This is a genomic window from Sphaerisporangium sp. NPDC005288 (assembly GCF_040607475.1).
In the GTDB taxonomy this organism is placed as follows: domain Bacteria; phylum Actinomycetota; class Actinomycetes; order Streptosporangiales; family Streptosporangiaceae; genus Sphaerisporangium; species Sphaerisporangium rhizosphaerae.
On sequence record NZ_JBEXGT010000031.1, the window covers coordinates 104,867 to 118,949 of the forward strand.

Sequence of the window (14,083 nt, forward strand, 5' to 3'; positions counted from 1 at the left end):
CCCGGGACGCGTTCCAGGTCCGGGGTGTGTTCCCGGGCCGAGGCGCGTTCCAGGCCCGAGGTGCGCTTCCGGTCCGGGGCGCGTTCCAAGTCCGGGACGCGCTTCCGGCTCGGGGCGCGTTGCCGGCGCGGGGTGTGCTTGCGGTCCGGGGCGCGTTCTCGGTCCGGGGTGTGCTTGCGGTCCGGGACGCGTTCTCGGTTCGAGACGTGTTTCCGGTTCGAGACGCGTTCTCGGTGCGAGGTGCGTTCTTGGTCCGGGACGGAGTGCGGACGGGTGAACCGCCGGCCGGGGGGTTCTGGGACGCTGACGAGTTCCGGACCGGCGTCGCTTTCCTGTTCTGGCCGATGACCGCCACCTCCTCAGGGCGCTTTCGGGGGATAGTGGGGCGGGTGCCCCGTGACGCGTGTCACGGGGCACCCTGGGTTCAGCGGGGCGCCGGGTCTCCTTCCGGTGGCCCGGCGCCCCTGGGGGCCTAGGCCCCGCTGGTGATCAGTTCTTCGGCGTGCCGCCGTACCGGACGATCAGCGTGTCCGCGTCACGCACGAGCGTGGTGCGGACCTGCGCGTCCTTGACGATCTTCTTGTCGTTGACGACCTTCTTGAAGTCCTCCAGAGCCTTGACGATCTTCTTGTCGTTGTTCTGGTCCTTGCCCTTGCCCTTGTCGCCGTGACCGTGGCCGTGGCCGTTGTCGTCCTCGGCCTTGCGGACCTCGGCGATCGCCTTCTGCAGCTTCTCGGCGGCCTTGCGGTCGAGCTTCTTCTCCTTCTCGAAGCGGTCGATCAGCCGGCCGATCTCGGCGGTAGAGGTGGCGATGGTGAACTTCACCGTCTGCGCCGTGGTGTTGCCCGCCTTGTTGACGGCGGTGACGGTGAGCGTGTGCTCGGCCAGCGACAGCGGGTACAGCGCGACGACGGTCCCGGAGGTGATCGTCTGGCCGTCCAGCGTGCCGGTGACCGACTTGAGGCCGGACCCGTTGTCGATGGCCTGCCAGGCGACCTTCAGGTCCTGGCTGTCGCCGTACTGGGCGCCGTTGGCGACCCCGGTGACCATGACGGTCGGGGCCTTGGTGTCGATCTTGACCGTCACGGCCTTGACGTCCTCGACGTTGCCGGCCTTGTCAGTCGAGCGGTACTGCAGCTGGTGCTGTCCCTCGCCCGTGATGTCGACGACCGCGGTGTACGGCGTCCAGGCGCCCCCGTCCAGCGAGTACTCGATGGAGGCCACGCCGGACGCCTGGTCCGCCGCGGTCAGGGTCACCGGCACGGCGCCGTTGTGCCAGCCGTCGTCGTTCGCCGGAGCGGACGCCGCGGTGGTCGTCGGAGCCGTCGTGTCCACCTTGACCTCGAGGGTCTTGGCGTCCTCGACGTTGCCCGCCTTGTCGGCGGAGCGGTAGGCGAGGGTGTGCGCGCCGTCACCGGAGACGACGATCGCCTCGGTGTAGGCGGTCCAGGCGCCGCCGTCCAGCTGGTACTCCGTGCGGTCGACCCCGCTGCCCTTCTCCTCGTCGGCGGCGGTCAGCGTGACCTGCGCCGGCGCGGTGAACCAGCCGCTGTCCGGCTGCGCCGGGTCGGTCGTGGCGCTCGTCACCGGAGCCGTCTTGTCGGACTGCTCGACCACCTTGGAGAGGTGGAAGTAGTCGAACTTGACGGTCGCGGACTTGGTCTGGCTCGCGCCGAAGGCGAACAGGCCGATCTTGCCGCCGTTGGCCACCACGCTGTTGCGCACCGGGGTGTTCGCGGCGATCTCGGTCCAGGTGGTGCCGTCGGCGGAGTAGAACCCGCTGAAGGCGTCACCCTTCTTCACCAGGCGCAGCCACCACACGCCGCTGGTGACGTTGCCCACCTGCGGCTGCGGGTCCTGCACGGCGCCGCCGACCTCGCTGCGCAACTCCAGACGACGGGCGACCGTCGAGCCGGGGGTGCTGTCGGCGACCAGGTCCAGCTTCACGTAGTCGTCGTCACCGGTGTAGACGATCAGACCACCCTGGTGGTACTGCTCGCTGATCGCAGATCCGTCGAGCTTGGTCTCCAGCGTCCAGTCGCCCTCCGGCGCCGGCTGCAGGATGAAGTTCTTCGGAGAGCTGTTGCCGGTCCCGTAGATGTCACCCGCCTGGGTGTCGATCTCCAGGTTGCCGCCCGTCACCCGCGAGGCGGTGGGGTCGGGGCGCACCGAGGCGTCCCAGCGGCAGCCGTCGAGGGAGGTCCCGTCGAACTCGTCGTCCGTGCCCGGCCTGGTGGCCTTGTCGTCCGGCGTGATCTGGAACCAGTCGAACGCCGCGTCCACCACAGGGTGGTTGGCGCCGGCCAGCGAGAGGAAACCGATCTTCGGGTTGGTCATCCCGGCGAGCGGCTTGGTCTGCGACATGGCGGTGAAGGTGACACCGTCGGAGGAGTAGTGAGCGGTGATGTTGGTGCCGTCGCTGACGAACCGCACGTACACCGTGTCGGGGTAGGTGTCCCCGAGCTGGGCGGAGTTGCTCGCCGTGACCTCGTTGGGAGTGCCCTTCTCCTCCCGGATGAACTGGAAGACGCGGTTGGCGTGGGAGTTGCTCCCCCGCGCCTGCAGCACCATCTTGGCGTAGTTGTCGTCGTCGCCGTAGATGATCAGGCCCGCCTGCTGGTACTGGTCGCGGGCGTTCATCGTCAGCTTGGTGGTGGCCGTCCAGGCCCCCGACGGCGCCGGCTGCACGACGATGTTGGTCGTGTTGCCGCCCGCGCTGTAGATGTCGGTGGTGGACGTCGGGATGATGAGCTTGCCGTCCACGACCTTGAGGTCCTGGTTCTCCCGGATGACCGACCAGCGGTCACGGTCGAGCGTGGTCCCCAGGAAGTCGTCGGAACGGCCGGTGAAGCACTGCGTGGCCGGCGCGTCCACCTTGACCGTGACCTTGGCGGTGGCCACCGCACCCTTGGCGTCGGTCACCGACACCGTCGCGGTGTAGGTGCCCGGCGCGTTGTAGGTGTAGCTCGCCGCGGCGGTCGTCGGCTCCGGAGCCCCGGCCACGCCGAAGTTCCACTTGTAGGTGAGCGGCTCGTCCCCGTCGGGGTCGGTCGCCGTCGCGGTGAAGTCGACCTTCAGCGGAGAGGTTCCCGTCGTGGGCTTCGCCGACGCGGTGACCAGCGGGCGCTGGTTCTCGGTGACGCCCTTGCCGATGAAGTCGACCCAGTTGGCGTTGATCAGGAAGGCGTCGTTGGCGGCGCTCGCCGGCTTGCGCACGACGAAGTACAGCGTCCCCGTCTGCGCCGGGGCGTCGGTCAGGTTGATCGTGACGTCGGTGAACGTCTGCCAGCCTCCGGTGCCCTGCACGTCGGCCGATCCGATCAGCTGCCCGTTCACCGGGTCGCCCAGCCGCACCTGGACGGTGCCGCCGGAGGTGGCCGACGAGACGCGCAGCCGGACCGCGCTGATGTTCCCCAGGTAAACCGGGGAGTAGGACCACCAGTCGCCGTCCTGGATGTTGCCGATGTTCTTGGTGCCGCCCTGCGGGTCGGTGGTGTCCTCCACCTGGACGCCCGGGGCGTCGGTGCCCGTGCCGCCCGCGGCGCGGCCGGTCTGGGTGAAGTGCTCGGCCTGCTTGCGCTTGGGCTGCAGGATGACCTGGCCGCGTCCGGTGAGGGACTTGGCCGCGCCGCTGGCGCCGCCCTTGTCGGCGTAGGTGGCCTCGATCACGTAGAAGAGGTTGTCGTCGATTCCGTGACCGTTGTCGGTGAGCGTCTGCAGCACACCCTCGCAACCGGTGTGCTGGTCGAGGGGGTGGGAGTGGCTGTCGTGACCGAGGAACGCCTGGACCTGGACCTTGTCACAGTCGATGTCCCCGTCCTCGGGGTCGGTGACGGCGACCTTGTACTTCACCTGGTCACCGAACTCGAAGAAGCCTCCGTCCGGCGGCGGGAGCAGGGTGACGGTCGGGCGGGTGTTGCCCGCGACGATCGGCACGCTGGCATTGGCGGTGACGCCGTCGGGGTTGGTGATCGTCAGGACCGCGCTGTAGTTGCCCGCCTTGGTGTAGGTGTACGACGGGTTGGGGTCGGTCGAGTCGGTCGTGCCGTCGGCGTCGAAGTCCCACGCGTAGGTGATGGTCTTGCCGTCCGGGTCCCGTGAGCCCTCGCTGGAGAACTGCACGGTCAGCGGCGCCGGGCCGTCGGTCTTGTCGGCCGAGACGCGGGCGACCGGCGGGCGCACGCCCTTGGTGTAGTCGACGCGGTAGACCCCCGAGTCGGCGTTGTCGCCGCCGAAGCCCGATCCCCACTCGATGAGGTACAGCGCACCGTCGGGGCCGAACTTCATGTCCATGGGCTTCTTGAAGCTCAGGGTCTTGAGGATCTGGTTGATCTTGACGAGCTTGGCGCCGTTCTCGTCGAGCTGGAACGAGAACATCTGGTTGTTGTTCCACTCACCGAAGATCGCCTTGCCGTCCCAGTACGCCGGCCACTTGGTGGCCGACTGCAGGTCGGGGTTGTACCGGTAGACCGGTCCGCCCATCGGCGCCCCGCCGTGCAGCTCGGGGAAGTTCTGCGCGTCGGTGTTGTAGTGGTACCAGACCGTCGCCGGGATCACCGGCGGCAGGTTGGTCAGGCCGTCGTTGTTGGGCGAGTCGTTGACCGGCGCGTCGCAGTTGAACGGCGCTCCGGAGGTCTTGGTCGCGAAGTTGTAGTCGACGAACGGCTTGTTGTTGCCGTTGCAGTACGGCCAGCCGTAGTTGCCCGGCTTGGCGACCAGGTTCCACTCGACGGTGTTCTCCGGACCGCGGTTGGCGTTCGCGGAGTTGGCGTCCGGGCCGTACTCGGCGACCATGGGACGGCCCGTCTTCGGGTCCAGGCCCATACGGAACGGGTTGCGGAAGCCCATGCCGTAGATCTCGGGCTTGGTCTTCGCCGTGCCGGCGGGGAACAGGTTGCCCGAGGGGACGGTGTAGGTGCCGTTCGTCTCGGGGTGGATGCGCAGCAGCTTGCCGCTCAGGCTGTTGGTGTTGCCCGCGCTGCGCTGGGAGTCCCAGGACGACCGGCCCGCCTGCTCGTCGAGCGGCGCGTAGCCGTCCGAGGCGAACGGGTTGGTGTTGTCACCGGTGGCGAGCCACAGGTCGCCGGTCTTGGCGTCGATCACCATGCCGCCGCCGTGGTGGCAGCACTCGGCCCGCTGCACCGGCACGTCCATGATCTTCTTCTCGCTGGACATGTCGAGGGTGTCCCCGGTGACCGTGAACCGGCTGAGCCGGTCGACGTTCTCACCCGCCGGCGAGTGGTACAGGTACAGCCAGTGGTTGGTGTCGAACGCCGGGTCCAGCGCCAGTCCGAGCAGGCCGCTCTCGTTGGCGGTGAAGACGTTCAGGTGACCGGCGGTGACGGAGCCGCCGCTGGTCTTGATGATCTTGACGTCGCCCAGCCGGTCGATGTAGAAGACCCGGCCGTCCTTGGCCACGTCCAGCATCATCGGGTTGGAGGTGTTCTCGTCGAGGCTGACCTTGTCGAAGCTGTCGCTCTGCGAGGCCGAGCAGTCGGCCTTCACGGCGCCCGCGGCGGTCTCGATGCCGCCGAGCAGCATCTTCAGGAAGTTCGGCTCGGCGTAGCTCTCCTTGGTGTGGCCAAGGCCGGTGTACCAGGAGCGGCCGCCGTCGTAGTCCTGGCACCACACCGTCGGGTGGTCGATGCCCATGGTGGCGCCGGTGTAGGACTTCTCGTCCATCGACGCCAGCACGTGCACGGTGCCGCGGGGGTTGGACTGGTAGTCGTACCACTCGTCGGTGCGGGTCCACGACGTCGGCAGCCCCTGGGTGGAGGGGTGAGCCGGGTCCTCGACCTTGACGGTGGCCTGCTGGATGGCCGGGTGCTGCTTGAAGTACGCGCCGACCAGCTTGCCGTACCACGCCCAGTTGTAGCCGCTGTCGGAGGCGGCGTGGACACCGGCGTAACCGCCGCCGGCCTCGATGTAGCGCTGGAAGGCGTCCTTCTGGTCCTGCGTGCCCAGCGGGTCGCCGGTCGTGGACATGAAGATGACGGCCTGGTACTGCTTCAGGTTCTCGTCGGTGAAGGTGGTGCTGTCCTCGGTCGTGTCGACCGCGAAGTTGTTCTCCTGGCCGAGCTTCTGGACGGCCGCGATGCCCTCGGGAATCGCGTCGTGCCGGAAGCCGGTGGTCTTGGAGAAGACCAGGACCTTGAAGTCGGGGGCCGCGGCGCTCGCCGTGCTCTCGGCGTTCGCGGCGCTCGGCGAGGACACCAGGAAGGTGAGGATGGGGAGGACGAGGGCGAGGGCCATCGTCGCCGCCGTCGCCCGTAGAAGGCGAAGGTGATCTGCTGGCAGGACCGCGGTGAACGGCCTGGCCCACGTTCGAGAACGTGGTGACATGGGAAACCCTTTCCTGACCGGGGGGACGTCAGGCAAGGCGCGCGCCGCCGCGCTTGTTGCCGCTTGTTGAGATGGACACTGCGGTGACTGGAGATGTGCCGTCTCCAGGTACTGGGAGGCCGTCAGGGAACCGTCGGCCTGGGTAAGGAACTCATGATCGTTGTCGGGTCGTCGATGAGGTGGTTGACCACCATGCTCGCGGCGCCGCGGGACGCGGCGCCGAAACCTAGATCAGAGGCGGTGAATCTGCATTGGGGGGCGGGGCCGGCCACGACGAGCCGCTCCAGCTCCGCCTGGGCGTGCGGCAGCAGCCACTCGGCCAGCGTGGCGAAGTAGCCGCCGACGACGATCACGCGCGGGTTGAACAGGTTGGCCACGATCGAGCCGCCGAGCCCGAGCCACCGTCCGACCTGCGTGACCGCCTCCAGCATGCCGCGGTCGCCCGCGGCCAGCCTTCGGGCGATCTCCGTCGCCCGTTCCTCCGGGTCGGACACCGGGAGACCGGGCAGCGTGTACGCCTGCTCGGGCATCGCCGCGCGCGCCAGCGCCGCGAGGCCCACCTTGGTCTCCCAGCAGCCGTGCCGGCCGCATCCGCAGCGGGCGCCGGCCGGGTCGACGGGCAGGTGCCCCACCTCCCCGGAGAAGCCGTCCGCGCCGCGCAGCAGCCTGCCGTCGACGATGATCCCGCCGCCCACGCCGACCTCGCCGGTGAGGTAGACCATGTGCGGCGTGCCGGCGGCGACGCCCGAGGTGTACTCGGCCAGAGCCGCCAGGTTGGCGTCGTTGTCCACCATCACCGGCACGCTGAGCGGGCCGAGCGCGGAGGACAGCCGATCGGCCAGCGGCAGGTCGTGCCAGTCGAGGTTGGGCGCGAACCTCACGACGCCGCACGCGACGTCGACCAGGGCCGGGATCGCCACCGCGACGCCGGCCGGGACGGCCCCGGCGCGCTTCATCGCCTCGATGGCCTCCCGGGCCACCAGGCCGAGCCGGCGCAGTGACCTGTCGGTGCCGCTGCCCACCGCGTCGAAGCTGACCCGGCGCTCCACCAGGACATGGCCGCTGAGGTCGCGGCCGTGGACCGAGATGTAGTCGACGTTGATCTCCAGTCCCAGCGCGCCGACGTGGGCGCCGTGCAGCGCCACGGCCCGCCGGGGACGGCCGACCGCGCCGACGTGCTCGATGCCCACCTCCCGCACCAGGTCCCATTCGAGGAGCTCGGCCACGAGGTTGGAGACCGTGGCCCGGTGCAGGCCGGTCGCCTCGGCGATGTCGGCCCTGGAACGTGACACATGGTCGCGAAGCTGACGAAGCACCGATGACAGGTTGGCCCTGCGCAGAGCGGTGGCACTGGTGGGCGGGGCGGTGCCGCTCGCCGCGCGGATAAGGCGGGGGTCCTGGGTCACGCGGTCACCGCCCTTCGTTTATCTCCGTGATCAATTAATGAGGTTTGTAACACGGAGATGTCCGGTATGCACTCCATTGCGAGGTAACGAGTTGGCATCGCGCCGGAGAACGGCAGGTCAGCAGCAAAAAACCTCTCGTTACGGGAAAGTTACACAGCTCGTCGCCCCTCGCCGCTTGTCTCATCCGTGTGTGTATGTCTTTAATTCGGCGAGCCATGCGAATCAATTAAGGAGGGCCGTGGAGCACAACCAGCCCGACGGCCGCCTCGTCGAACCGAGGGGTCTCGGCCGACCGGCGGGGCTTCCCGCCGACCAGACCACGGTTCGCCGTTCCAACCTCTCCCTGGTGCTTCGCCATGTCAGCGAACGCGGGCAGTGCTCCCGGTCGGCGGTCGCCATCGAGACCGGCCTGAACAAGACCACCATCACCAGCCTGGTGGGGGAGTTGCAGGCGCGGGGACTGCTCAAGGAGATCGGGCCGCAGCACGCGGGCTCCGTCGGGCGGCCGAGCCTCGCGCTCACCCTCGACGGCGCGAGGGTCGGCGCCCTCGGAGTGGAGGTGAACGTCGACTACGTCGCCGCGTTCGCCACCGACCTGGCGGGACGGGTGCTCATCGACCGCAGGATCGGCTTCGACGCGATGGGAGCCGGCCCCGGCCGCTCCCTCGGCAAGCTCTCCCAGGTGATCGACAAGGCCGTCACGGACCTCGACCGGCTCGGAGTCGCGCTGGCGGGGATCACCGTGGCCATCCCCGGACTGGTCAACGCCGCCACGGGCACCGTCGTCGTCGCCCCCAACCTCGGCTGGCACCAGGTGCCGCTGGTCGACCGGCTGAAGTCCGCCGGCATCTCCGCGCGGGTGCCCGTCACCATCGACAACGACGCCAACCTCGCCGCGCTGGCCGAGTACACCTCAGGGGTCGCCATGGGCACGCCCGACCTGGTCTACCTCACCGGGGAGGTCGGCGTGGGCTGCGGCATCATCTCCGGCGGCCGCCCTCTGAGCGGGGCGGACGGGTTCGCGGGCGAGGTCGGCCACGTCGTGGTCGACCCGTCGGGCGAGCGGTGCGGTTGCGGCAGGACCGGCTGCTGGGAGACCAAGGTGGGGTTGGCGGCGCTGGTGCGGATGGCGGTCCCCGACCACGCCTACGGCACCGACCGGCACCTGCTGCGCGATCCCGAGGAGCGACTGGCGGAGATCGACCAACGGCGGGCCGAAGGAGATCCCCGGGTCGACGCCGCCATCACCGAGGTGGGCCGGTGGCTCGGGCGCGGAACCGCGCTGCTGATCAACCTGTTCAACCCGCGGGCCGTCGTGCTGGGCGGATACTTCGCCCGGCTCGCCGACCGGCTCATCCCCGTCGCGCAGACGGAGCTGGACGGGCTGGGCATGACCGCCGTCACCGGTCGCTGCCGCTTCCTCGCCTCCACCCTGGGCTTCGGCGCGGCCGCACGGGGCGCGGTCAACGTCGTCATCCAGCGGGTGCTGTCCGACCCCACCACCATCGCGATCCGCCGCTCGTAGATCCCTGGCACGGAAGGCAACGACCACCCCCGCACCCTGAACGCTTCCTCCTGTCCTCACCGCCCTTCACCAAGCGTCCCGTTCGCCGGCCGTCGGTCAGAGCTGTGACGTCACCGTCCTCGCCGACTTCGGTGCCGTCCCAGTCGTGCCGTCTGACCCGGCCGGCGAACGGGATCCCCTCTCCCCGCTCGGCCGTCCAGACACACCCCCCGGAGGCTCCCCGTGCCGCGGTCATCTCCCGACTCGGCTTCTCTCCTCGTCATGCGAGGAATCGTCAAGCAGTTCCCCGGCGTGCGCGCCCTCGACGGCGTCGACCTCGACGTCCGCGCCGGGGAGGTGCACTGCCTGCTCGGCCAGAACGGCGCGGGCAAGTCGACCCTCATCAAGGTGCTGGCCGGAGCGCACCAGCCCGACGAGGGCACCATCACCTTCGGGGGCGAATCGGTTCGCCTGACCAGCCCGACCGCCGCGATCAGGCTGGGCGTCTCCACGATCTACCAGGAACTGGACCTGGTCGACGGGCTGAGCGTGGCCGAGAACATCTTTCTCGGCCACGAGCCGGCCCGGATGGGGTTCGTCAGCCAGGGCGAGGTGAACCGCGCCGCCCGGGAGCTGCTGAGCGGGCTCGGCCACGGCGAGATCCGCCCGGCGACCGAGGTGGGACGGCTGGCGCCCGCGGCCAAGCAGGTGGTCAGCATGGCGCGGGCGCTGTCGTACGACACCCGGCTGATCGTGATGGACGAGCCGTCGGCGGCCCTGGCCCACGACGAGGTGGAGAACCTGTTCCGGATCATCCGCGACCTGACCGCGCGGGGTGTGGCGGTGGTCTACATCTCGCACCGGCTGGAGGAGATCCGCGAGATCGGCGACCGGGTGACGGTCCTGAAGGACGGGCGCACGGTCGCGGTCGGGCTGCCGGCCAAGCAGACGCCCACCTCGCAGGTGGTCTCGCTCATGACCGGCCGCAACGTCGAGCACGTCTTCCCGCCCCGGCCCGCGCCCGGCGGCCACGAGGGCCGTCCGGAGATCCTGCGCGTGGAGGGGCTGAGCGTCCCCGGCCGGGTCAGGGACGTGTCGTTCACCGTGCACGCCGGGGAGATCGTCGGGCTGGCCGGGCTGGTGGGGTCGGGCCGTTCGGAGATCATCGAAGCGATCTACGGAGCCCGCCGCGCCACGGGCAGGGTCGTCGTGGAGGGCGTCCCGGTGCGTGGCGGCAGCACCACCCGCGCCGTGCGGGCCGGCATGGGGCTCGCCCCCGAGGAGCGCAAGGCCCAGGCGCTGCTGCTCGACCAGAGCGTCATGCGCAACATCTCGCTGAGCAGCCTCGGCCGCTACGCCAGGTTCGGCTGGATGGACCGCCGCCGGGAGGCGTCCGACGCCTGGCGCCAGGTCGAGGACCTGGGCATCCGCCCCCCTCACCTGGAACGGCCGATCAAGAACCTGTCCGGCGGCAACCAGCAGAAGGCGGTGCTGGCGCGCTGGCTGATCAACGGCCGCAGGCTGCTGCTGCTCGACGAGCCGACCCGCGGCGTCGACGTCGGGGCCCGGGCGGAGCTGTACGCCGTCATCAGGAAGCTGGCCGACGAGGGGATCGGCGTGCTGCTGGTCTCCAGCGAGGTCCCCGAGGTGCTCGGCCTAGCCGACCGGGTGCTGGTCATCCGGGAGGGGCGCGTGATCCACGAGAGCGACGCCCGGGACCTCGACGAACACAACGTCCTCGACATGATCATGGAAGGAAGACCGGCGTGAGCGACTCCCTGAAGCCCGCGGTGGACGAACAGGGGACGACCGGCCGGTCACGGACCGGCGGACCCGCCTCTGGCACGACGACGCTGAACCGCCTGGGGGCGATCCCCCATCTCGGACTGATCATCGCGCTCGCGCTGCTGGCGGCGGTGGGCATGGTGACGGTGCCCGACGCCTTCGGCACCGGGTCCAACCTGGTGAGCGTGCTGTCGCTGACCGCGACCATCGGCGTGATCACCGTCGGCATGACCTTCGTGATCATCGGCGGCGGCATCGACCTGTCGGTCGGCGCCCTGATGGCGCTGGCCTCGGTGTGGGCCACCACGCTGGCCACGCAGGCCTACGGCCCGTTCGTGATGATCGTGTGCGCCGTCCTGGTGGGCGCCGGCGCCGGCCTGGTCAACGGACTGCTGATCGCCTATGGGCGGATGGTGCCCTTCATCGCCACGCTGGCGATGCTGGTGGCCGCCCGTGGGCTGGCGCAGCGGATGTCGGACCGCAGGACCCAGCTCGTGCAGCAGGGCAACGACGCGATCGTGGGGCTTTCCACGACGCGGGTGCTCGGCCTGCCCGTGCTGGTGTACATCTTCGCCGTCGTCGTGCTGCTGGGCTGGATCCTGCTGAACCGCACCACCTTCGGCCGGCGCACCTACGCGGTCGGCGGCAACCCCGAGGCCGCGCGCCTGGCCGGCATCGATGTGCGCCGCCACACCGTGCTGCTGTACGTGCTGTCCGGCCTGTGCTGCGGCATCGCGGCGGTACTGATCATGGCCAGGACGACGACCGGTTCGTCGACGCACGGCGACCTGTACGAACTGGACGCGATCGCCGCGGTCATCATCGGCGGCACGCTCCTCACCGGCGGCCGGGGGAGCATCATCGGCTCCATCCTCGGCCTGCTGATCTTCACGTTGATCACCAACCTGTTCATCCTGAACGGGCTGAACACCAGCGACCAGCTCATCGCCAAGGGGATCATCATCGTCGTCGCCGTGCTGTTGCAGCGGCGAAGCCTGGCGACAGGCACCTGAAACCGCGGAGCCCTCTCCGCTTCGCGGCGAGGGCTCCGCGGCCGGATCGCGCACGCGATCAGCTGCACCCAAAGGAGAAATCATGGAAAAGAACGTAGGCCGGCGCGGTTTCCTGGTGAGCGGCGCCGTCGTCGGCGCCGGCGCCCTGGTGAGCGCCTGCACGAGCAACGAGCCGGCCGCCGCGCCCTCCGCCGCCGCCACCCAGGCCGCCGCGGCGGCGGGGACGGACAACGACAAGCCGGGCACCAAGGTCGTCATCGGGTTCTCGGCGCCGGCGGCCGACCATGGCTGGATCGCGGCGATCACGAAGAACGCGCAGGACGCGGCGAAGAAGTACTCGGATGTGGAGTTCAAGCCGGTCGAGCCGACCAATGACATCAATCAGCAGATCTCGGCGGTGGAGTCGTTGATCGCCGCCAAGGTGAGTGCGCTGGTGATCCTGCCCAACGATGGTGAGCAGTTGAACCAGGTGGCTCGTAAGGCGATGGACGCCGGTATCCCGGTGATCAACGTCGACCGGATCTTCCCTGACAAGCTCTCGTACCGGATGTGGATCGGGGGGGACAATTACGGCATGGGCGTGGCCGCGGGCACTTACATCGGCAAGACGCTGAAGGACAAGGGCGTGTCCAACCCGGTGATCCTGGAGATTCAGGGCATCGCGACGCTGCCGTTGACCCAGGACCGCAGTAAGGGCTTCGCCGACGCGCTGAAGACCTTCGGGTTCTCGGTGACCGCCCAGCAGGACGCGAAGTTCACGGTGGAGTCGGGCACGCAGGTGGCGAGCAACCTGCTGCAGGCGCACAAGAAGATCGACGCGATCTGGAACCACGACGATGACCAGGGCATCGGTGTGCTGGCGGCGGTGAAGGAGGCCGGGCGCAACGAGTTCTTCATGGTGGGTGGTGCGGGGTCGGCGAACGCGATGCGCGACATCGCGGCCGATTCGGGTGTGTTGAAGGCGACGGTGACCTACAGCCCGACGATGGCGGCTTCGGCGATCAAGCTGGCGCGGCTCATCGCCCAGGGCAAGGGTCTGAGCGACCTGGTCGAGCAGCAGGTGCCGCAGTCGGTCACGCTGACGTCGGAGACCATCACCAAGGACAACGCGCAGAAGTATCTGCCGCTCGGATTCGAGTCATGAGGCCTGTCGCCGGGGTCGGCATGATCGGCTACGCGTTCATGGGCCGCACCCACTCGCAGGCCTGGCGCAGCGTGGACGCGTTCTTCGACCTGCCGCTCGAACCCGCGATGGTCGCGCTGGCCGGCAGGTCCGCCGAGGCGACCGCGCAGGCCGCGGCGAAGCTCGGCTGGGCCCACGCGGAGACCGACTGGAAGCGCCTCATCGCCCGCGATGACGTGCAGATCGTCGACATCTGCACGCCCGGCGACAGCCACGCCGAGATCGCCATCGCCGCGCTGGAGGCCGGCAAGCACGTCATCTGCGAGAAGCCGCTGGCCAACACCGTCGCCGAGGCCGAGGCCATGGCCGCCGCCGCCCGCGCCGCGGCCGGGCGGGGCGTGCGCGCGATGGTGGCCTTCAACTACCGGCGGGTCCCGGCCGTCGCGCTGGCCCGCCAGTGGGTCGCCGAGGGCCGCATCGGCGCCGTCCGCCACGTGCGGGCGCAGTACCTGCAGGACTGGATCGTCGACCCGGAGTTCCCGCTGGTGTGGCGGCTGCGCAAGGACAAGGCGGGGTCGGGCGCGCTGGGCGACATCGGCGCGCACATCGTGGACACCGCCGAGTTCGTCACCGGCGAGCGGCTGACCGGGGTGTCGGCGCTCACCGAGACCTTCGTCAAGGAACGCCCCCTGGCCGAGGAGTCGGCCGGGCTCTCGGCCGCGGGCGGCGCGGGCAGGGGCGAGGTCACCGTCGACGACGCCGCGCTGTTCACCGCCCGGCTCAGCGGCGGCGGGCTGGCCTCCTTCGAGGCGACCCGTTTCGCCAGTGGGCGCAAGAACGCGATGCGCATCGAGGTGAACGGGGAGCTCGGGAGCCTGGCCTTCGACTTCGAGTCGATGAACGAGCTGTG

General features: G+C 69.6%; 7 protein-coding genes. 5 read left to right on the plus strand and 2 right to left on the minus strand.

The annotated features are described in order from the left end of the window. Positions 1 to 489: 489 nt before the first annotated feature. Complete coding sequence (locus ABZU32_RS26945) at positions 490 to 6,252, minus strand: ThuA domain-containing protein (protein WP_354926256.1); 5,763 nt, start codon at positions 6,250 to 6,252, stop codon at positions 490 to 492. Positions 6,253 to 6,464: 212 nt separating this feature from the next. Next, positions 6,465 to 7,748, minus strand: a complete 1,284-nt coding sequence (locus tag ABZU32_RS26950; protein ID WP_354926258.1) for an ROK family transcriptional regulator — start codon at positions 7,746 to 7,748, stop codon at positions 6,465 to 6,467. Positions 7,749 to 7,986: 238 nt separating this feature from the next. On the opposite strand from ABZU32_RS26950, the gene ABZU32_RS26955 reads away from it, so the two are divergent. The 5 genes from ABZU32_RS26955 to ABZU32_RS26975 form a co-directional block, all read left to right on the plus strand. Then, positions 7,987 to 9,273 carry an ROK family protein gene (locus ABZU32_RS26955; protein WP_354926260.1) on the plus strand — a complete coding sequence of 429 codons (1,287 nt, stop codon included), beginning with the start codon at positions 7,987 to 7,989 and terminating at the stop codon, positions 9,271 to 9,273. Positions 9,274 to 9,534: 261 nt separating this feature from the next. After that, on the plus strand, positions 9,535 to 11,022 hold the full coding sequence (locus ABZU32_RS26960; RefSeq protein WP_354926261.1) for a sugar ABC transporter ATP-binding protein: 1,488 nt from the start codon (positions 9,535 to 9,537) through the stop codon (positions 11,020 to 11,022). Continuing rightward, positions 11,019 to 12,050 carry an ABC transporter permease gene (locus ABZU32_RS26965; RefSeq protein WP_354852060.1) on the plus strand — a complete coding sequence of 344 codons (1,032 nt, stop codon included), beginning with the start codon at positions 11,019 to 11,021 and terminating at the stop codon, positions 12,048 to 12,050. Before ABZU32_RS26960 ends, ABZU32_RS26965 begins: the two co-directional genes overlap by 4 nt. Positions 12,051 to 12,165: 115 nt before the next feature. Next, positions 12,166 to 13,194, plus strand: coding sequence for an ABC transporter substrate-binding protein (locus tag ABZU32_RS26970; protein WP_354926264.1), 1,029 nt, complete (start codon positions 12,166 to 12,168; stop codon positions 13,192 to 13,194). Next, positions 13,191 to 14,083: Gfo/Idh/MocA family oxidoreductase (locus ABZU32_RS26975; RefSeq protein ID WP_354926266.1), on the plus strand; the 893-nt coding region annotated here is incomplete at its 3' end. The genes ABZU32_RS26970 and ABZU32_RS26975, both read left to right, overlap by 4 nt.